17 protein-coding genes are annotated in these 21,092 nt (G+C 41.6%); 5 read left to right on the top strand and 12 right to left on the bottom strand.

Going from position 1 to position 21,092, the window contains the following annotated elements:
- Nucleotides 1-23 precede the first annotated feature (23 nt).
- The 5 genes from AC13CS_RS15690 to AC13CS_RS15670 form a co-directional block, all read right to left on the bottom strand.
- Complete coding sequence (locus tag AC13CS_RS15690; protein WP_293166119.1) at nt 24-2,423, bottom strand: ABC transporter permease; 2,400 nt, start codon at nt 2,421-2,423, stop codon at nt 24-26.
- 22 nt (nt 2,424-2,445) lie between these two features.
- Nucleotides 2,446-4,863 (bottom strand): ABC transporter permease, encoded by a 2,418-nt coding sequence (locus AC13CS_RS15685; RefSeq protein ID WP_293166121.1) that lies wholly within the window; start codon nt 4,861-4,863, stop codon nt 2,446-2,448.
- Nucleotides 4,864-4,946: 83 nt separating this feature from the next.
- Nucleotides 4,947-5,642, bottom strand: a complete 696-nt coding sequence (locus AC13CS_RS15680; RefSeq protein ID WP_163624374.1) for an ABC transporter ATP-binding protein — start codon at nt 5,640-5,642, stop codon at nt 4,947-4,949.
- 69 nt (nt 5,643-5,711) lie between these two features.
- Nucleotides 5,712-6,962, bottom strand: a complete 1,251-nt coding sequence (locus AC13CS_RS15675) for an efflux RND transporter periplasmic adaptor subunit (protein WP_293166124.1) — start codon at nt 6,960-6,962, stop codon at nt 5,712-5,714.
- Nucleotides 6,963-6,970: 8 nt separating this feature from the next.
- On the bottom strand, nt 6,971-8,305 hold the full coding sequence (locus AC13CS_RS15670; protein ID WP_293166126.1) for a TolC family protein: 1,335 nt from the start codon (nt 8,303-8,305) through the stop codon (nt 6,971-6,973).
- Nucleotides 8,306-8,509: 204 nt separating this feature from the next.
- Between AC13CS_RS15670 and AC13CS_RS15665 the strand changes: the two genes are divergently transcribed.
- Genes AC13CS_RS15665 through AC13CS_RS15655 form a run of 3 tightly spaced genes read left to right on the top strand, consistent with a single transcriptional unit; the run spans nt 8,510 to nt 11,677 of the window.
- A complete protein-coding gene (locus AC13CS_RS15665) occupies nt 8,510-9,874 on the top strand; it encodes a sigma-54-dependent transcriptional regulator (RefSeq protein ID WP_293166128.1) in 1,365 nt (454 codons plus the stop codon).
- A complete protein-coding gene (locus AC13CS_RS15660; RefSeq protein WP_293166130.1) occupies nt 9,874-11,226 on the top strand; it encodes an ATP-binding protein in 1,353 nt (450 codons plus the stop codon). Before AC13CS_RS15665 ends, AC13CS_RS15660 begins: the two co-directional genes overlap by 1 nt.
- Before the next feature lie 7 nt (nt 11,227-11,233).
- Complete coding sequence (locus AC13CS_RS15655) at nt 11,234-11,677, top strand: 3-oxoacyl-ACP synthase (RefSeq protein ID WP_293166132.1); 444 nt, start codon at nt 11,234-11,236, stop codon at nt 11,675-11,677.
- 13 nt (nt 11,678-11,690) lie between these two features.
- Here the strand turns inward: AC13CS_RS15655 and AC13CS_RS15650 are convergent, their stop codons facing one another.
- From AC13CS_RS15650 to AC13CS_RS15625, 6 genes are all read right to left on the bottom strand, one after another.
- Nucleotides 11,691-12,326 carry an MCP four helix bundle domain-containing protein gene (locus AC13CS_RS15650; RefSeq protein ID WP_293166134.1) on the bottom strand — a complete coding sequence of 212 codons (636 nt, stop codon included), beginning with the start codon at nt 12,324-12,326 and terminating at the stop codon, nt 11,691-11,693.
- Between the two features lie 125 nt (nt 12,327-12,451).
- Complete coding sequence (locus AC13CS_RS15645; protein WP_293166136.1) at nt 12,452-12,811, bottom strand: hypothetical protein; 360 nt, start codon at nt 12,809-12,811, stop codon at nt 12,452-12,454.
- A 45-nt stretch (nt 12,812-12,856) separates the two neighbouring features.
- The gene (locus AC13CS_RS15640; protein WP_293166138.1) at nt 12,857-13,273 is read right to left on the bottom strand and encodes a GreA/GreB family elongation factor; all 417 of its coding nucleotides are present in this window, start codon (nt 13,271-13,273) and stop codon (nt 12,857-12,859) included.
- Nucleotides 13,274-13,476: 203 nt separating this feature from the next.
- Nucleotides 13,477-14,799 carry a sigma-54-dependent transcriptional regulator gene (locus AC13CS_RS15635; protein ID WP_293166139.1) on the bottom strand — a complete coding sequence of 441 codons (1,323 nt, stop codon included), beginning with the start codon at nt 14,797-14,799 and terminating at the stop codon, nt 13,477-13,479.
- A gap of 5 nt (nt 14,800-14,804) precedes the next feature.
- The gene (locus AC13CS_RS15630; RefSeq protein WP_293166141.1) at nt 14,805-15,896 is read right to left on the bottom strand and encodes a sensor histidine kinase; all 1,092 of its coding nucleotides are present in this window, start codon (nt 15,894-15,896) and stop codon (nt 14,805-14,807) included.
- Nucleotides 15,897-16,081: 185 nt separating this feature from the next.
- On the bottom strand, nt 16,082-17,293 hold the full coding sequence (locus AC13CS_RS15625; protein ID WP_293166143.1) for an esterase: 1,212 nt from the start codon (nt 17,291-17,293) through the stop codon (nt 16,082-16,084).
- Nucleotides 17,294-17,859: 566 nt separating this feature from the next.
- Between AC13CS_RS15625 and AC13CS_RS15620 the strand changes: the two genes are divergently transcribed.
- Both AC13CS_RS15620 and AC13CS_RS15615 read left to right on the top strand, forming a co-directional pair.
- Nucleotides 17,860-19,071, top strand: coding sequence for a site-specific integrase (locus AC13CS_RS15620; RefSeq protein ID WP_293166145.1), 1,212 nt, complete (start codon nt 17,860-17,862; stop codon nt 19,069-19,071).
- Nucleotides 19,072-19,371: 300 nt separating this feature from the next.
- On the top strand, nt 19,372-20,220 hold the full coding sequence (locus tag AC13CS_RS15615; protein ID WP_293166147.1) for a nucleotidyl transferase AbiEii/AbiGii toxin family protein: 849 nt from the start codon (nt 19,372-19,374) through the stop codon (nt 20,218-20,220).
- Here AC13CS_RS15615 and AC13CS_RS15610 read toward each other — a convergent pair.
- A complete protein-coding gene (locus AC13CS_RS15610; RefSeq protein ID WP_293166149.1) occupies nt 20,198-21,091 on the bottom strand; it encodes a hypothetical protein in 894 nt (297 codons plus the stop codon). The two genes, AC13CS_RS15615 and AC13CS_RS15610, sit on opposite strands and share 23 nt — an antisense overlap.
- Nucleotide 21,092 lies beyond the last annotated feature (1 nt).

The following is a 21,092-nucleotide window of genomic DNA, read 5'->3' as shown; positions in this document are numbered from 1 at the left end:
AAACGAGTTCAGTACAGGTTGATCTATTCCGTTCTCAAACTTCGTGCAGGGTTGGATTTGGCAGCTCTAATTGCCTGAAAACTAACTGTCAAAATGGTCACTGCCATAGCGCCGATCATAGCCAGGGCAAAAATCCACCATTTCAAAATCACACGGTACGGATACTCCTGTAACCAACCGTTCATCACATAATAGGCGATGGGCACTGCAATGAAGCAAGAGATAATGACGAGTTTCAAAAAATCCTTGGACAACATATTCCATACATTGAACACCGAAGCCCCTAAAACCTTACGCACCCCTATTTCCTTGGTTCGCTGTTCCGCCACAAAGGAAGTCAAGCCAAACAGCCCCAAACAACTGATCAGAATGGCAAGAGCCGTAAAAATTCCCGATAATTGACCAATGCGTTCTTCGGCGGCAAATTTTTCACCATATTCATCGTCCACAAAGTCGTATTGAAAAGGAATGCTTGGAAAATGCTCTTTGAAAACTTTTTCGATGACAGCGATATTCTGGCTCGCACTTTGCTCTGGGTTCAATCTCATATTGTAATAGGAGCCGTTACCATATCTATCGAATACATACATGCCTTGTTTAACGGGCTCATATGGAGATTGGGCAATCATATCCTGAACCACTCCAACGATTTTCAAGGGATCACTTGGATTTTCAGCATCCTCATCTATAAGGAGTTTCCCAATGGGGTCTTTGAGTCCCATATATTTTACGGCTGTTTCATTAAGAAGTACGGCCGTTGAATCGGAAGCAAAGTCCCGCGAAAAATTTCTTCCGGCCACAATCTTTAAATTGAGACTTTTGGCATATTCCGGGGATACTTCGGTCCAAGCCAGGTCTTCTTGAAAACCTTCGGGTTTGCCTTCCCATGTCCAACCACTACGGTTGGACCATATATTTGTTGTTGGGCTACTGGAGGTCGACATTTCGATGACCGCTCCCGAATTGATAAATTCTTCCCGCATCAATTCAAACTTTCCGGTAAAATCTTGACTCATGGTCGGCACTTGTACCAAGCCTTCTTTATCGTAACCCACAGGTCTGTTTTTGGCATGGTTGATTTGTTGCATCACGATTACCGTTCCTATAATAAAGGCCACTGAAACCGTAAATTGTACCACCACCAATATCTTACGAGGCAGGCCTGAATGTTTTCCTGATTTAAAGGTGCCCTTTAAAACATCTACCGGTCTAAATGAAGATAAGTAAAGTGCCGGATAGCTGCCCGCCAAAAGTGCTGTAAACAAAATAAAGGTCAATGAGGCAAGCCAAAAACCTATAGACGACCAAGGGAAGTCGATTTCCTTTCTAGCTAGATCATTGAACCCGCTCAAGGATAGGACTACAATAAAGATGGACAGTGCATAGGCAAATAAAACCACTAAAAAGGATTCTCCCAAAAATTGATTGATGAGTTGGCCGCGTTGCGAACCAATGGACTTTCTAATACCAACTTCTTTTGCCCTCTTTTCAGAACGGGCCGTGCTCAAGTTCATAAAGTTTATACAGGCCAGCAACAGTACAAAAGCCCCGATAATCCCAAATAGCCATACGTATTTGATTCTACCGCCCACCTGTTTACCGTTTTCAAAGCGCGATCGTAAATGCCAATCTTCCATCGGCAACAAGAACAATTCCGTGTTGAACTCTCTTGAGTTTTCGTTAAGCTCTTGTTTTACCTTTATGATTTTTGAGGTAACGGATTCCATGGTTGTGTTGTCCGCTATTTGTACAAACATTTGAAAGGAGTTATTACCCCACTGATCTTCAGCATTTTTAATCCATTCATTTATGGAAACATATTTATCCCAAGGCATAATAAACTCAGTATCGTTGAACGAATTGTTGAAGGGTATGTCCTCATAAACTGCTGATACCATCATGTCGTATTGACTATTGACCTCTATGGTCTTTCCAATAGGGTCTTCACCGCCAAAAAGGGCATTGGCTGTCGATTCGTTCAACATAATGGAATTGATTTCCCGAATCCCGTCCTTTTCTCCTTTTAGGATATTGATTTCCAACATCTCGGGGGCCTCACGCTGCATAAAATTCCCGCTCCTCGATATACTGGTCTCCTTGTATTTAAGATATTGCGAAGTGTTCCATGAGGACATTACCAAATGCTTGAAATTGTCCATATACCCATCCCTGAAAGCTTTTTCCAACGGGCGGGGAATAGCGGGTCCGGTCCCTGTTTCCCCATTCATGGTCTGCGATTGAAAAACCTGTGCTATTCGCTCTTTATTGACAAAATAGCTGTTATGGCTCAATTCGTCCGTAATCCACAAACCAATAATAAGGGCTACGGCCATACCTAGGGCAAGCCCCCCTACATTGATAATGGTATAGGCCTTGTTCTTGATAAGGTTCCTCCAGGCTATTTTTAGATAATTCTTGAACATGATTTCTTGGGTTTTTGATTGATTATTCCGAACGTAAACCTTTGGTAGGTTTTAACAAGGCAGCTCCAATAGATTGATAACTGATGGTAACTATCGCAATACCAAGTGCTATGAGCCCTGCGGTTAAAAATATTTCCCAGCCAATACTGATGCGGTAAGCAAAACCTTCCAGCCATCTATTCATTAAATACCAACCAATAGGGATAGCAATACATATAGAAATGATGATCAATTTTAAAAAGTCGAGTGTGAGCAGTTTGTAAATGTTTTTGAAGGGAGCGCCCAGAACCCGCCTGATGCTTATTTCCTTTCTGCGCTGCTCCACCATAAAGGCTGAAAGTGCAAACAGGCCCAAACAGGCCACAAGAATGGCAAAAAGTGCAAAACTGTTGAATATTTTGCCCATGCGTTGAACGTCTTCGTGCATTTGGGCAAACTCCTGTTCCAGAAAAGAATAATTGAGTGCCTGATTTGGTACATTTCTGTTCCAAACTTGTTCAATGGAGGCCAAAGCTTCTGTCGGGTCTCCTTTTTCCAATTTTACGGAAACGGCACCAACATCCTCTCCTATGACCAACGAAAGTGAAGAGATATCCTCTTTCAAGGATTTAAAGTGAAAATCCTCTATGACACCTATAACCTCAAAAACTTGACTGTTATTGTCCAATTTTTTCCCAACTGGGTCTTGTAAACCCAGTTCCAAGGCCATTTTGGTATTTATAATAATGGAATTGATGGAGTCGTAGGCAAACTCTTTGGAGAAACCTCTTCCTTTTTCCAATCGAATACCCAAGGTTTCCATATAATCGTAATCCACCCTCCAAATTTGGGCGGGAATACCCCTTCCGCCATCATCTTGCCCATCTACATTAAAGGTGTTTCCGTTTCTGCTTCCACCATCTATGGGCAAATAATTGGTGGATGTAACACTCTTTACTTGTGATAATGACGCGAGCTGTTCTTTAAAAGATTCTATTTTGTTTCCCAGAATATTGGTTCCTTCAAGCACTACAACACGTTCTTTGTCATACCCCAATTCCTTGCTTACGATAAAATCCATCTGACGGTAAATGATCAAAGTCCCGATAATCAAAATCACCGAAGTTGTGAATTGAAAAACCACCAAGCCGCTCCTTAACCTTCCGCTTTTACTTCCTACACTCAACTTTCCTTTTAAGACATTCGCAGGTCTAAAAGCTGATAAATAGAACGCTGGATATAACCCTGCCAAAACTCCGACCAGTAAAGCTGACACCAACAACATAGGGGCAAACCACCATGCGGACCAGGGAAGCTCCATGTTTTTGGAAGCAATTTCATTAAAAGTAGGTAACAACACCCAAGCTAGTACAACTCCCAGAACAAAGGAGATAACGCTAAAAACCACTGATTCTGTTAGGAATTGGTTTACCAGATTGTTCCTAAATGCCCCAATGGTTTTTCTAAGCCCAACCTCTTTGGCCCTATTGGCCGATTTAGCCGTGGAAAGATTGATAAAATTGATAATGGCCAAGAGCAGTACAAAAATGGCAATGGCAGCAAAAAGCCAAACAAACTTAACATCGCCATGCTTGAGTCCATCCTGCATTTTTAGGTCCGATTTTAAATAGATGTCCGTTACGGGCTGCAATTTGTACTCCGCTGTTCGCAACACGTCTATAAAACTGGCCGATCGCCCCCGCTTTATTTGTGCCGGGATGATATATTTTTCAACGATCAAAGTCATTTTTTGCTCCAACTCTTGAATATTGGTATTGGGATTTACCAAGACGTAGGTAAAATAATTCTGGTTGGTCCAGCTCTGGTTGGTATCTTCAATGGGAAGAAGGAAATCGAAATCAAGATGGGAGCTCTCGGGTACATCCTCCATTACCCCTGTTACGGTATACGGGGTTGAGGTGTCGTTGTCCAAAAATATGGTTTGCTCCAAAACATTGCCATTAGGAAAGTACTTTTCGGCCTTGGATTTGGAAATAACAATGCTTTTGGGTTCCGTTAAAGCTGTTGCAGGGTCGCCCTGCTCCAATTGTATTTCCAAAATATCGAATGCTTCTTGATCGGCAAGAATAAAGTTCTCCTCAAAGGTGTTCTCCTTTTTTCCTGTTAACCTAAACCCGCGTTTGCCGGCACCAAATATCTCTATGGTGTTTACTTTTCCCGCTTTGATTATTTCGGGAAAATCGGATTGAAGCGCATCGGCAAAAGGCAGCTGAAAATGCGTGCTTTTCATGACCTCCCCTTGGATCTCTCCCTGAAAAACTACTCTGTAAATTTGATTTTTCTTGGCATAGTGCTGGTCGTAGCTGACCTCGTTACGAATAAATAACGCAATTAATAGGCAGGCGGCTATACCTACGGCAAAACCACCTATTTTGATAAACGTAAAGAGTTTATCTTTTTTGATGGTCCTCCAAGCAATATTTAAGTGATTTTTGAACATGTGATTGATTTGATTGTTTTTTGATTGACCCATTACTTCGACTACGCTCAGCATAAACTCGCTCAGGGCAAGTGAACAAACTCCTATACCATGCTTTTCATTGGCTTGTTCTGGCTTTCGGTCACAATTTGGCCATCGAAAAGGTTAATGACCCTGTGCGCGTAATGCGAATCGCGATCGGAGTGCGTTACCATAACAATGGTGGTGCCCTCTTGGTTCAGTTCCGTTAACAGGTTCATTACCTCGATACCGTTTTTGGAATCCAGATTACCCGTAGGCTCATCCGCCAAGATCAGTTTTGGGTTGGTAACCACGGCACGGGCAATGGCCACTCTTTGCTGTTGCCCCCCGGAAAGCTGCTGCGGAAAGTGTTTTTCCCTGTGCGCAATCTTCATCCGTTCCAATACCTTTAGCACTTTTTCCTTGCGTTCTGCCTTGTTCATTTTAAGATAGATCAAGGGAAGTTCCACATTTTCAAACACTGTGAGTTCGTCGATCAGGTTGAAACTTTGGAACACAAAACCAAGGTTCCCTTTTCTAAGCTGGGTGCGTTGGCTTTCCTTTAGTCCGCCCACTTCGTGCCCTGCAAAATTGTAGCTACCCTCGGTTGGGTTGTCCAGCATCCCGATGATGTTCAGCAAAGTGGATTTTCCGCATCCGGACGGACCCATGATCGCCACAAACTCACCTTCTTCCACTTTTAGGTTTACTCCGTTCAAGGCCAAGGTCTCTACCTCCTCCGTTCGGAAACTTTTTTTAAGGTCTGTTATCTTTATCATTTTTTGATGGTTGTTTTTTGTTTTATTATAAAGACTGTTCGTTTTTGATGATTGTTACATTTCCACGGATTACTTTAACACAATCCGTTCTGCATCACCAAAACTGTCGTAGTTGCTGGTAATGACCTGTTCCCCTGGTTGAAGCCCTTCTAGGACCTCGTAGTATCTGGAATTTTGTTTTCCCAATCGCACATTTCGCTTGATGGCTTCGTTTCCATCGGGGTTTATCACAAATACCCATTGTCCGCCAGTGCTCTGGAAGAACCCTCCTTTTGGCAACAATAAAGCATCATTGGATTCGCCCAACTGCAACCGTATGTTATAGCTCTGTCCGGCACGTATGGTTTCCGGTCTGTCATCCACAAAAACCAAATCCACACGGAACCTACCGTTCCTAACCTCTGGATACACCTTGCGCAAACGAAGTTTGTACTCGTTGCCGTTACGTTCCAAGGTTGCGGAAAGGTCTCTTTTTACACGATCAATATAATGCTCGTCAATATCTGCTTCAATCTTAAAATCGGTAAGCACATTAATTTGTCCTATACGTTGTCCCTGTGAAATATTCTGGCCAATTTCTGCGTCCAAAAATCCCAATTGTCCGTCCGCAGGGGCCCGCACATTAAGGTGATCCAAACGTTCGTAAACCATGGAAAGCGTTTTTTGCATGCGCTCTAGGTCGGTGTCCAGTCCTTTTAGGGAGGTCTCCCGAAGTTCATCATCTTGTTCCGTTTGTAATTTTACAATCTCCAACTGCTTTTCGGCCAATTGATAATCTTCTTTGGATTTTAGAAATACTTCCTTGGAAACCAATTCCTCCTCGTACAATTCCTTGTTTTGCTCGTATGCACGTTTCAATCTTTGAACATCGTATTGTGCGGTGGCCAAAGATTTTCTGCCTTCGACCTGCCTGGAATCGAAGGTGAGTTTGGTGGAGCGCAGGTCGTTTTGCTTTAATGCCAAGTTGCTTTCGCTGGCCAAAATCTGCTCGTACAGGGCCATGTTTTCCAGTTTTAGGATAATGTCCCCTTTTTTTACCATGGACCCTTCCTCAATCAACTTTTCGGAAACACGTCCTCCTTCGTAGGCATCCATATAAATTGTGGCAATAGGGGCAACATTACCATTTATGGTAATATAATCATCGAACTTACCATTGGTTACGGTGGCAATGGACAGACGTTCCTTTTCTGTTCTAAAGGTGGACATGGAACTGGCAAAAATCAATTTATAGCCAACAAACAAGAGCAATATCCCCAATGCGATATAGCCGTAGTGTTTTAGTTTAAGTCCTTTCTTTTTTTCTAATTGTATATCCATGGTTGTTTTTAGTTGATATTAAAAATGGGCAGCCCGCTATAAAAATCTATGGTGCTTTGGTTGACTTTTAATCTTAGACCTGCCTGCAAATTCTCGTTCTGTGCAACACCGTACAGGTTCTTTGCCTGAAAAAGCTCCAATGCATTGATCAGTCCTTTCTCATATCTTTTTTGGGCTATGGTGAAGGCCAGTTGCTGGGCTTCTACCTTTTTGGTGCTTTGTTCATATTCTGCAATTAGTGCCCGATTATCCTGAACCAATTGCTGCAATAGCTTAAAGAGTTCCTGCTCCTGGATCTCCAAGTTGTTCTTGGCCTGCATATAGGCAATTTTTTGCTGTTTTACTTGAGAGTGGTTCGCCCATCCGTTGCTTATGGGGATGTTCAATTGTGCGCCCACAAATTTTGAAGAGTTGTCGTTGAACTGTGTTTTAAACGGGATAACATTGCCGTTTTCATCCACATTGGTCTCAAAATAGCTGGTCCCATACCCTGCAACAAGCGATAAAGAGGGAAATAGGGTTCCCCTTGTAGCCTGTAACTGCTTTTTGGCCGCTGTTACCCTATACTCTTGCGATTTTACCAAAGGCACAAATCCTCTTGCAGATTGGTACAGGGAGTCCAAAGCAACAGTTTCGTTCACCGAGGCTTGTTCCAGGTTTTCCTGTAGTTTTATATCCGAAGCTTCGGTTAAATTCATTTCCTGTATCAATATCAATTTGGCATTGGTAAGCAGGTTTCTGTTCTGGGTCAATAAAAGTTTGTCGCCCAAAAGATTGGATTCCGCTTCATAAAGATCGGCACCCGCCATTAACCCAAGTTCCACCTGTTTTTCAACCAAATCGTAGTTTCCTTGGGAAATTTCCAGTTGCTCCAAGGAGTTGGCCACTAAACCTTCGTAAAATTTGATGTCGTAGAAAGCACTCATTACCCTAAAGGCCAATAAGAACTTTTCTTGCAGAATATCTTCTTGGGTTGCCTTATAAATAAATTTGGAGGCTCTTATGGTATTCAATTTTTGAAAACCACGGAACAGGTCCAAATTGGCATTGAGCGAATAATTGTTACTGAAGAAATCCGTGTTCACATAATCGTTGGTTTGTGGGTCGGCGGACCTACCATATCTAATGGTATAATTGGTGGAACCACTTACAGTCGGCAATAGATCCCTGATGGACTGTCTATAAGATTCCCTGCTGGATTCGTTGCCAAAAGACGTATTCTTAACCTGAAGATTGTGTTCAATGGCATAATCCACACACTCCTCCAGCGTCCAAACTTCCTGCGAAAACCCGATCAAGGATGCAAATAATAATAAAGTTGTAATGTATGTTTTTAGGCTCATAGTTTTATCCTGTGCCAAATTACTGTCTATTCTTGTGCCAAAATAAATTTAATCTGATTATCAGGTATTTACAATCAAAAACGAACAATTATCAATAAGTAAGTGTAAAAATTTTGTACAAAAAATGTCCAAATATTTTACAGTTATATAAAACATATCAAAGCAATTAGTAGCTTTAGCTTTCAATATGAACCTAAAAGCCCTATGGTTGATGCCAAAATTTTAGTGGTTGACGACAACAAGAGCGTGTTGAGTGCTTTGGAAATTCTTTTGCAGTTTGAGTACAAAAGCGTCCAAACCATTTTTAATCCCAACCAGATTTCCTCTTTTCCTAACTTACATGATATTGACATTGTGCTCTTGGACATGAACTTTTCCGCTGGGGTAAACACGGGCAACGAAGGATTATATTGGCTCAACGAGATTAAAAAGAGATCGCCCAATACCTCGGTGATCATGATGACGGCATACGGTGCCGTGGATTTAGCGGTCAAGGCCCTCAAGCAAGGGGCATCCGACTTTGTGCTGAAGCCTTGGAACAACGAACGGTTGATGACCACGGTGAAATCGGCCTACGAGCTGAGAAAATCAAAACAAGAAATACACAACCTCAAGAAAAAAGAGAACAACCTAAAGCAGGTCATCAACGAAGGACGAAATTATATCATTGGCCAGTCCAAGGCATTGACTTCTGTTCTGAACCTCGTGGCCAAAGTGGCCAAAACCGATGTTAACGTCCTCATCACAGGAGAAAATGGTACCGGAAAAGAATTGATTGCCCGGGAGCTGCATCGATTATCAACTCGAAAAAATGAGGTTTTTATAGGGGTAGACATGGGTTCCATCGCCGAAAACTTGTTTGAAAGCGAGCTTTTTGGACACGCCAAAGGGGCCTTTACCGATGCCAAAGAAGATAGGGCCGGGAAGTTTGAGGCCGCACATCAAGGCAGCCTGTTTTTGGATGAAATCGGGAATCTTTCGCTTCAAATGCAGGCCAAATTATTGTCTTCCATCCAAAACAAATCCGTAGTTCGGGTGGGTTCCAATAAATCCATTGATGTAGATATTCGGTTAATATGTGCCACCAATTGCAATTTGGAGCAAATGGTCGCGGATGGATTGTTTCGGGAAGATCTCCTGTACCGCATCAACACCATCCATATTGAAGTGCCTCCGCTAAGGGAACGGGATGAAGACATTCTGGTGCTGGCGGATTTTTTCCTCAAAAAATTTGCCCATAAATATGATAAGAGCGGCTTGCGAATCAATCAGTTGGCACAGGAAAAACTGATGGAATACCCGTGGCCGGGCAATATTAGGGAGTTGCAGCATACCATGGAACGGGCCGTTATCCTTTCTGATGGCAATGTTTTAAAACCCTCCGATTTTCTGTTGCATGCCAAACCCATGCAGTCTTTTGACAGCGAACCCATGACCCTCAACGAAATGGAGCAACAAATGATACTTAGGGCTTTGGAACAAAATGAGGGCAATTACAGTGCCGCGGCCGAACAATTGGGCATTTCCAGACAAACGCTTTATAACAAGTTGAAGAAAAAGAACGACTGATGGCAAGCAGAAACTTTTATATTCAGCTTATTGTCCGGGTAGTTCTCCTCACCCTAACAGCCATTGTAATGGTCTTTTCACTGGCCTATAAATGGTATTTTACATCGGGGTTTTGTGCCATTTTAATGGTGGTCCAAGTATTTTCTCTGATTACTTTTATAAATCGGACCAATAGAAAAATCTCATACTTTTTTGATGCCATTAAAAATGAGGATTTTACCCTACGCTTTCCAGAAGGTGTTACGATTGAATCTTTTAAAGAACTGAACAAGAGCCTAAACCGTGTAAATGGCCTTATCCAAGAAGTCCACATGCAACTCCAGATACGGGAGCAGTACTATCAAGAAATTTTGAAACAGGCCAGTATCGGCATCATGACCTACAATGAGAAGGGGCATATTCTTTTCGCCAATCCCACTTTAGAGCAGTTGTTGGATTATACTCCCTTGAACCACATCAAACAGTTAAAGCAAGTGGATGAAAATCTGTACGAAATCTTTAAAGACTTTCGGCCTTTTCAACGCAAGTTGTTCCAATTGTCCAATGAGCGCGAACAAACACAATTGGCCCTAAAGTCCACCCCTTTAAGGTTGGACGGCCAATCTTTACTGCTAGTGGTGGTCCAAGACATCCATAAGGAACTGGACGAAAAAGAAACCGAGTCTTGGGTACGCCTCATCCGTGTGCTTACGCATGAAATTATGAATACCATTACCCCCATTGCTTCCATATCGGATTCCATTATTAAATACTACCGAAAAGGAGGCAAAATCACCCCAATGGAAGAGCTGGAGGAAAGCCAGATAAAAAATACGTTGAAAGGATTGGAAGTCATCAAAGAACAGGGTGGAGATCTAATGGATTTTGTGCAATCTTACCGAAGCCTATTGCACGTACCGGACCCGAACAAAACCCTTGTGAAAGGAAAGGACTTGCTGGAAAAGATAGATGTGCTCATGTCCGCCCGGCTGCTTGAAGGAGAAAGCGAGTTCAATATACTTTGCCACCCAGAGGATCTGGAGTTTTATATTGATGAAAAGCAAATTTCCCAAGTGTTGATCAATTTGGCGAAAAACGGACTGCAATCTGTTGAGTCCACCAGCGGTGGAAAAGTGCAAATGGTTGCTGGAGTCGATGAAAACGGCTCAAAATATATTGATATTAAGGACAACGGTCCTGGGATACCCCCCGAGGTAATGGACGAAATATTTGTTCCTTTTTTTACCACCAAAAGCGAAGGCACGGGTATTGGACTAAGTCTTTCCAAAAGGGTGATGCAACTTCACGGAGGAGGTATTCAGGTACGTTCTGTTCCTAATGTTGAAACCGTTTTCCGACTTACCTTTGCTTAATCAAACTATGAAAAAAGCACTTTTAGACTTCTGCTGGAGCCATTTGGACGAGCGAACCGCCCGTCTCAAAAAACAGGGCGATGAACTCCAAGAATCTTTGGGTTCCGAAACCAAAAGTTCTGCTGGGGACAAGCACGAAACAGGAAGGGCCATGATGCAGTTGGAACAGGAAAAACTAGGTCAGCAATTGTTGGAACTCGATGCAACCCGAAGCATCTTGAATAAAATCAATATTGATACACCCCCAGATAAAATACGTTTGGGTTCTCTGGTAAAAACGAGTGTGGCCGATTATTTTATAGCCATCTCCGCAGGTGCTTTTAAGTATACTGATGGTGTTGTTTACTGTATTTCGGCCAATGCTCCCATAGCCAGATTGTTGCTAGGAAAGGAAAAGGGTGAAAACTTTGTTTTTAATGGGAATGCCCAATCCATTTTGGGGGTTATTTGAAGCTTGGAAAACCCTAAGAATCCTTTTCCACCAGTTTCATGCTAGGCTTTTCACGATGGAATACAATAAGAAGAAAAAGTATTCCGATAATGACCAAGAACACTATTTCCAAACGTGACAATAATTGGTTCATGCCAAGAGACCTCTGGGATCGTTGGGTCAATTGTCTTCCTTCTGAAAGTTGGACCTCGGAAAGTTCATCAAGGTCATTGTTAATTCTGGTCAGCTTTGATGAGATATCACGCTTCATTTCTGCGCTTCCGGATGCATTCTTGACCGATAGGTTTTTCTCCATCTCTTGAAGCTCGGAATAGCTGCTCCTCAAATCCGATAAATACCTCGATTCCTTGACCGTTAATTCTGTTTCTGCAAAATCTGAAAGTATTTTTTCAATATCGGAAGATTCCGCAAGCGTGTTCGTGTTTAACTCATTTTTGGCCAAGGCCAGTTCTTTCTTATGAAATAGGTTATTGAGCCTATAAATGTATTCCTGAACCACCAAACGATCTTCAAAAACTGAGTTTACACTTTGTTCTACGGTAGAAAAATTACGTTGGTTCAATCGGTTGGAAGCAAGCACCAGTAAAAATGCCGCAGCAAGTATGAAACCTGCATTTATTCGCTGTTTTATGGACATTTTTTTTGGCATTCTTTGTTTTTTTGTTTCTATCGAATCGAACTTGGATTTATTTTGAATAAATCCGCCCAGCCATTAGCTAACCATCTAATTGAGCAAACCTAAATGCTTTGGGCTGAGCGGAAATCATCAATCAACTACAGTGCACTTAATTCTCCCGACTCAAGTGCATTTTTCAAATCAGCCTTAACCACAGGGTGGCTGTTAAAGAATCTTTTACCGTCGGTCTTTTTTATTCTCACCTCCACGGTGCCATTCTTTTTTTCCTTTATGGCGGTTACCACCACTTTGTTTCCCTCAACTCTTTTATAATTGGCAATGCCTCCTTTTTTAATAATGAAGTTGGCACGGGGGAAATCAATGTGCTTGTACTGGGGTGCATCGGGACGGCCAATTTCCAATATATCGCCAACTTTTACTTCTTGGGGATTTACATTTTGTGCGTTGATATTTGTGGTTGCTACCACGAACAGAATTGCTAAAACTATTATTCTCATAACTATATATATTTAAGGTTTACAAATTATTTTCGCATTGTATTTTTAAAAATCAAAACTGGACGATAATTGGTGTGATTGCTCCACGTCCACTATCCTAAAGGATCTCGAATCCGAAGGAGTGCCGATTTGAACAGTATCATCAACTGCAAGCCCGACCAAACTTGCTCCCATGGCGCTCACAACGGATATCATATTGTTTTTAAGATTACCCCGTGTCGATGGAACCAATTGAAACATTTGACGTGCCCCATTTACAAATTCGACGGTAACTTTTGAGTTTAACCGAACCACATCATCTGGAATATCCAACTCATCCTCCACCAAAGCCTTGTCAATTCTGTCGCTCAACTGTTCCAAGGCATCTTTGTGGGCATAGTCCTCATAATACCTATGAAAGTTCAGTATTCGTTTAAGCGTTACATAATCCTTTTTCTCCATGATTAGGCTTCCGTATTTCATTTCCAGTTCTTAACGGACGGGGCACCTCAACAGCATCCCAGCATTTTGCCCATATAAGCGCAAACCTTGTGCCATTTACAGTAATACGGGCATATCATAAATCATAAATATATGATTATAAGATGCTTAACTTTTATTTGATTCTATGAAAGAAAAACAACGGTGGGTATTTTTTACCCGATCGGGGTAAAATGCCCCGGTAGTTATTTCAGTTTTTCGCGAAGTGTTTTCCGGTTGATGCCTAAAATTTCAGCTGCTTTGGTTTTGTTTCCTTGGGTGGACAGGAGTACTTCTTGGATATACTCTTTTTCCTTTTCTTGAAGCGTTTTAAAGCCTTTTTGGGGGAAGTCAATTTTATACTTTAATTCATTGGGCAAGTGTTCCAAAGTAATTTTACCATCGCACATAATTACGGCGCGCTGCACCACGTTTTCCAGTTCTCGGATATTGCCAGGCCAAGAATAGCGTTCCAATACGTCAAGGGCATCATTAGCAATACGGACAAAGCGATCTTTGTACTCAATGCCATACTTCTGCATAAACTTGTCGACCAACAAAGGAATGTCGGAGGAACGTTCCCTTAGAGGTGGCACATCAATCGTAACCACGGAAAGGCGGTAATAAAGGTCTTCCCTGAATGTTTTTTTTTGAATAAGTTCTTCCAAATCACTATTGGTCGCCGCAATAACCCTTACGTCCAATTTTTCGGCCTTTTGCGAGCCTATTTTGGTCACTTCTTTCTCCTGAAGCACCCGCAGCAATCTATTTTGAACGGGCAGGGTGGCGTTTCCTATTTCATCCAAAAAAATAGTTCCCTTGTGCGCTGCCTGAAAAAAACCATTACGATTTTCGTTGGCACCCGTAAACGCACCTTTGGTGTAACCGAAAAGTTCTGCTTCCAAAAGGTTTTCTGGAATGGCACCACAGTTTACCGCGATAAAGGGCGCCCTGGCAAACTTGCCCGAATAATGGACAGCCCTTGCCACAAGTTCCTTTCCAGTTCCGCTTTCCCCGCGAACCAAAACTGTGGCTCGGTTATCCTTTACCCGGTCTATAATTTCCGTGACCTTTTGGAACGCTTCGGAGGTTCCTATCATGTCCGCATAGCCCTTGGCAATATTTTCTTTGGATGATGTTTTAACGGCCTCCTTGGCATCTTTGCTGGCAAAGGCTTTTTTTACGGCATCTTCCAGCTCTACTTTGGTAAAGGGTTTGGTAAGGTAGTCCGTTACACCATGCTGAATAACTTTTGATGCATCTTCCACCGAAGGAAAGCCCGTTACCACCAATTTGGGCATATCTGGGTAATGTTCGGCAGCATACTTTACCAATTCCAAGCCATCTATCTCCGGCATATTGATGTCCGTCACCAATAGGTCAATCTCTGTATCCTTCAAAATATAGAGCGCCTCCTTGACCGAAACCGCCTTGTAGGTATGGTAGTCCATCGACTTTAAATGCCGTTGCAACAGTTCAAGAATATCGATGTCGTCATCGACCAGCAATATGTTCTCCTTTTTCAACAAGGCGTTTACTTTTTTGGGAATTTCAATGTAAAGATAGTGCCTGTTGGAGTATTTGGCCTAACCGCGATGCTTCCTTGATGGCTCTGTACAATACCGTGCACCACACTAAGTCCCAAACCGGAGCCTTCCCCAACAGGTTTGGTGGTAAAGAACGGGTCGAAAATATGCGCTATGGATTCTTCGGGAATGCCAGGGCCTTGATCGGCAATTTTTAGGATGATGTTTTCCTTTTCGATTCCAAGAGAAACGGAAATAGTGCTTTTGGGCGGTGCAAAATAGATGGCGTTTACAATAAGGTTAAAGACCACTTGGGTCAACTGGATTTTATCAATACGAAGTTCGATGGTGTCTTCGGAATGCTCAAATTCGCAAGAGACATCATTCTGCCGCAAGGTGGTCCGCAGCATATTGATGGCCTCCTCCATCACCTCGACCACATTGATGACCTCCCGGGTCTCTGGCATTTCGCAGGCAAAGAACATCAGTTTTTTTACTACTTCCCGTGAAAATATGGTGTTGGTAATAATTTTGTCCAAATCTTTGAGCGCTTGTTCATCATTACTTATCCGCTCTTTTAAGAGTTCGGTAAAACCTAAAATGTTAGCCAGTGGTGTATTGAGCTCGTGAGCAATACCTGCTGTGATTTCTCCCAAGATTCGGAGCCTGTCGGATTGCTCCACCTGTCTGCGGATATGTTCTTCCTTTTCTTTGATTTCCTTACGTTCCAACAAATTGCCCACTTTTAGGCAGACATTGTCCAACAGTTGCTGTTCTTCTTCTAAAAAATCCTTTAGCTGGTATTTGGGGAACGGATACCCAACCTTAATCTCACCCTTGGGCTTATTGAACACGGTAATAACGGATTCCAAAAAAACATAGGCATCGCCCTTTTCCTCTGTTTTTATAGAATAATCGGGGGTGGACAGGACCACATAAGTTTCCTTGTCGAATTGCCAAGCGCGCTCCAAACATTGCACAATGCCAAGCAATGCGGTTTCCATATCGTCGTAATCACAATTGACAATCAGTGAAGTTACCTCGTACAGACAGGTAAGTTCCTTGATGCGCTCCTTGAGTTTTTGTTCGGCAGTGAGCATAGAATTATCCTTTGTAGCAAATTAGTGAATTCTGGGGATTCAATTGATGTCGGAAAAATGGTGCTTTTTCTTGATAAATGTTCAATTCATTAAAAAACCCTTCCAAATCCAAGACTTGAAAGGGTTTAAAAAGTAAAAAGGTCTATATTTTGATTTAGTGGGAATACAAGATACCTTTTACCCTATTATTTAAACAACATCGGTGCGAATTCCGATAGATAGATTCTCCAATTGGACCATGTATGTCCGCCGGTGCTTTCTCGATAGGTGTAGTCAAAATCGTGTTTGTCCAGCTCATTTCGCATATCAACTACACTTTGGTACAAGAAATCGTCCGTTCCGCAAGCAATCCAATAAAGTTCAGGGTCGGCAGCTTTTAAAGCTTCTATTTGCTCACCTCTTTTAGAATGGTCCACCTCAATTCCAAAACGACTGAGGTCGGCAAATCCCATGCTCATAACACCAATATAATCGAACAGCTCGGGGTTTTCAAAAGAGGTGTTCATGGTCTGCAGGCCGCCCATGCTCAAGCCGGTCAAAGCACGATTCTCTTTGTTGGCTTTCACTCGAAAGTGCGATTCAATGTAAGGAATCACGTCATTGACCAAACTCTTTTCGAACAACATATTTGCCATGCCCCCTGCGGGTTGTGTTGAAGGTTCCAGTTTGGGGCTTACCGTTAAAGCGGCGGCTTGACCTGGGTTACCATTGGTCATCACCACGATCATGGGTTTGGCTTTTCCTGAATTAATAAGATTGTCCAAGATATGGTTTGCAACCCCAAGGGTTGGCCATGCCTCTTCGTCTCCACCTCCACCGTGCAATAGGTACAGCACAGGATAGTTTTCATTGCTATCGGCATACCCCGGTGGGGTGTATACATACATTCTACGGGTTAAGTCCAAGGTCGGGGACTCGTACCAAATTTTGTGAACGGTCCCTTTTGGTCCTGTTTTGGCCCAATAGAGTTCGGAAGCTTCGCCAGGAATGTACAGCACACTTTCTGTTCTAAATGCTCCGTCGCGAGCAACCAATAAATTGGCGGTGTCCAAGGTGTTAACTCCGTCTATGACAAAACTGTACCCGTAAAGCTCTGGTTCCAATGGACCAACCGTGGTGGACCAAACACCATTTTCATCTTTGCTCAGCGCTACGGTTTTTCGAGTCATTCCCATTCCCTCACTGGGTACCATTGGCATCCAATTGCCGGATAAGACTACCTTTTCTGCTTTTGGTGCCTTAATTCTAACAGTTACCGTGTTGTCATCGGCAATTTCAGGAGAGACCAGTCGCTCCATTGAACCAACTTCTTGACCAATGGCCGCCAAGGGCAAGGTCAAGACCACAAGCATCAATTTAATGCGGAACTTACTTAGTTTTTTTAACATTTTTTTCATTCTAATTCTGTTTAGTTGTTTTTTATGCGCTACTGTCAGTGTGTTGTTTTCAAAAGATTGGAAACCTTGCATAGGTTACGGTTACCCCTGGAAAAATCAAATTATCACTGTGGATGATATCACTAAGATATGGTATTTTTCTTTATTGTAACATTTTGTAACAATAAAGATTTGGGATTAAAAATGAAGCCTTTTCTGAATGGGCGCTCGAATTGCTTAAAACAGGAATGGTTCAATTAAACGAATAGGTAACAACATTAAATATGTTCTTTATTCTACTTTGACTTGCTGTTGAAAACGTTTGTGAAAATTATCATATAGAAAGAAAAAATCCGTAAACATTTTTTTATCAATGTATTACGGATTTTAAAAGTGGTCCCACCTGGGCTCGAACCAGGGACCCCCTGATTATGAGCAGCTTTTTTTAGTTGTCATAAATTTTCATTTGGTTTCTTATGTGTTGATTATCAATATTTTATGAAATTTTTCTTTTCATTTAGATGCATCAATACTACCTTTAAATGACCATTTGTTGTACCTATGTTGTACCCAAAATACCGCTGAAAATGATCAATGTACGAACGGTTTTAAGAAAAAAACAGCTTTCCGATGGAACTTATCCGGTATGCCTTCGTGTGACCAAAGGTAGGCGATCCAAATACTTCAAGACCATCTACAATGCATTTCCAAAGGAGTGGGACGAACGAACTGGCTCCTTCAATAAAAACCATAGTAATTTTATTCAGGACAATCGGTTATTGTTGAAGTTTCGGGACAGGGCTTTAAAAGTTATCGCAGAGTTGGAAATGGAGAAAGACGATTTCTCTTTGAGGGAATTTGAACATAATTTTAGGCTGGCATTCAATCCGGTCAGAAGAAACGTTTTTGACTTTTGGGATGAAATAGTGGAGGAGTTGAAACTCGCAGGTAGAATGGGGAATGCCCGTTTCCACAACGATACCAGTAAATCCGTCCAGAGATATTTAAAGTTTGACAAAGACCTTTCCTTTACGGACATTACCCCAGCCTTTCTTGAAAAATATGAGGCCTATCTGCGTTCACGTGGCGGTACGGATGGCGGTATTGGCGTAAGGATGCGCTCCATAAGGGCGTTGTACAACCATGCCATCAGAAGGAACATCGTAAAGGAATCACTTTATCCCTTTCGCGTATACAAAGTATCCAGATTGAAAGGAAGGGGCGCCAAAAGGGCCCTTACCTTTGAGGAGGTAAAACAAATAATCAATGTTGACCTTTCTGAAAACCCAGAGCTTTTGAACAGCAAAAACTATTTTGTTTTTAGTTTTTACACCCGAGGAATGAACTTTGCCGATATGATGAAATTGAAATGGAAGGACATCAAAGGTGGCAATATATATTATACCCGCTCTAAGACCAAGGGGAACTTTACCATTAAAATCCTGCCTCCTGTTCAGGAAATACTGGATCATTATCGTAAAAATTCATTGGGCACGAAATATGTCTTTCCCATTTTGCTCCATGACGAGCTTACCCCGAACCAGATAGAAAACCGCAAAACAAAAGTGCTCAAAAACTATAATAAGGATTTAAAGGCTATCGCTGAATTGGCCGAAATCGAAAAATCTGTGACCAGTTATGTGGCCCGGCATAGTTTTGCCAATTGCCTTAAACAAAAAGGTGTTGCGACAGATGTAATCAGCGAATCATTGGGCCATCAAAACATGGCCATAACCCAAGCCTATTTGAAGGAATTGGATACATCTGTTGTTGATAAAGCCATAGAAGTTCTTTTATAATGTGAGTCACCTATGGCTAACTTAATTTTTTCCGTTGTCTTATAACGTTTTCATTCTAGTGCAATATTGAGCTTATTTTTGGTCTATTCTGTTTCTCAAGAGCAATATCTTGATTTTTGCGGGAATGAAAACTTATTATTAACCTGATATGCACAAATTGATTCCTTTCATTGAAGTATTCCTAGAAAAGATTCTATATCCTTAAAAAAGCTAGGCAAGGAAATAGATTAATCCATTTTTGACTATTCAGTTTAGAGTTATATTTTAATTATTTTCACGCTAAAGACTACTTTTCAAATTATGAGTTCCATTCTCGAAACTATAAAAATGTTAACCCTTCGTGCTTTAGTAAGTGATGAAGAACTAATGTATGGTCTTGTCCTTAAAGGTGGAAACGCTTTGGAGTTGGCTTATAAGATAACAGACAGGGCTTCCAAAGACGTTGACTTCTCAATTTCCGGAGATTTCACCAATGAGGAATACAAAAGAATCAATGACAAAATGCATGGACTTTTGACCCAGGAATTTGAAAAACACGATTTGGTGGTTTTTGACGTAAAATTTTACGAAAAGCCAAGGCAGAATAAGGTGAAGGAATGGAAGGGGTATCAGCTAGCATTCAAAGTAATCGATTACGAAAATTACACCCCTGAAGACGAGGACAAAAACAGAAGAGAGGCTCATGTTATCCAAGAAAATAATTCGACGGTTTTTACGGTCGATATCAGTTCTTATGAATATACAGAGCCTAAAAGGTTGGTGGATGTAGAAGGTGCCATTTTTTATGTGTATACCCCAGAAATGATCGTATTTGAGAAATTGAGGGCGCTATGTCAGTCAATGCCCGAGTACAGGGATATTGTGCCCACTGCCAAAATGAAGCTTAGGGCCCGGGATTTTTATGACATTTGGAACTTGTTTCAAAATTTTCAGATTGATTGTACCTCTTCTGAAAATAAAGAAATTCTTCAACATATCTTCGATGCGAAGAAGGTGCCATTAAAGTTTTTGGATTTAATAGAAAAATATAAAGATACCCACGCCCAAGACTGGCTAAATGTAAAGGATACCATCACCGCTAAAAGTGAGGAGTATGATTTTTACTTTGATTTCGTACAGGAACGAATCAAAGAGCTTCAATCCCAATAGGGTGATATATACCCCATTTTTCATTCAGCTTTTTATTGGATAGATTATAGGCCTGATAGAAATTGATGTTTGTTTTTTTATCCAAAAAGATTTGTAGGTCCTTTTTCGAAAAGCCTGTTAGGTCCAGGTAAAATCCAATGAGTTGGTGGTAAGGATAGATATAGTCTAGTTGAATAAGATATTCGTTCAGTTTTGTCACATCAATATTTGGCCTTGCACTTTTATAAGCTTCCAATACCTCAAAGGCTCCACCAGAATATACGGGACGGACGGCAATGTCAATTAAAGTGCGCTCAAGATCTGTCACGGTTAAATCCCCTCTTTTTATTATGCCTATATTGACAGAAGTATGCTTTCGCTGAAGATAGACATAGCGAAAGCCATCAAAAGTTGATTTATAGGATTCCCTCGCCACACGTTGTGGTTTGGAAAATGCCCTGTCCACTGCATCCTGCTCCAACTCGACATCTTTTGGTTTCAATGCATAGGCATCCTCATATTTTTCTTCACTGACATAAACGGTTTTTGGCAACTGAAGGGTAAGTTGGTGGATTTGCATGGCTGAATAGTAGCTTAAGTATCCATCCTTTTTAACGGTCAAGCCGACATGAAAAGGTGTTGCCTCTTTTTTCCTTAAAATTCGTTTTTCGGAGGTATGGCCCTCATGATTTTGAACGTCCAACAATAGTATTTTACGATCGTTCAAGAAAGTGATGAAGTGTTTGTAGTTGCGATAATTAGCTATTCTCCATTTATCTTTTTTTGAATCAAATATCTGTTGGATGTCATGAGTTGTATAAGCCTTGAAAGGGTGTTTTTCAAAGAAAGTAGCAATATCGGAAGCTGCTCTGTCAAATGATTCTTTCGGCATA

The sequence above is a fragment of the Flagellimonas sp. B-3 genome (assembly GCF_056857835.1).
The sequence above is the reverse complement of the archived record's forward strand: the minus strand, read 5'-3'. Positions and strand labels throughout refer to the sequence as shown.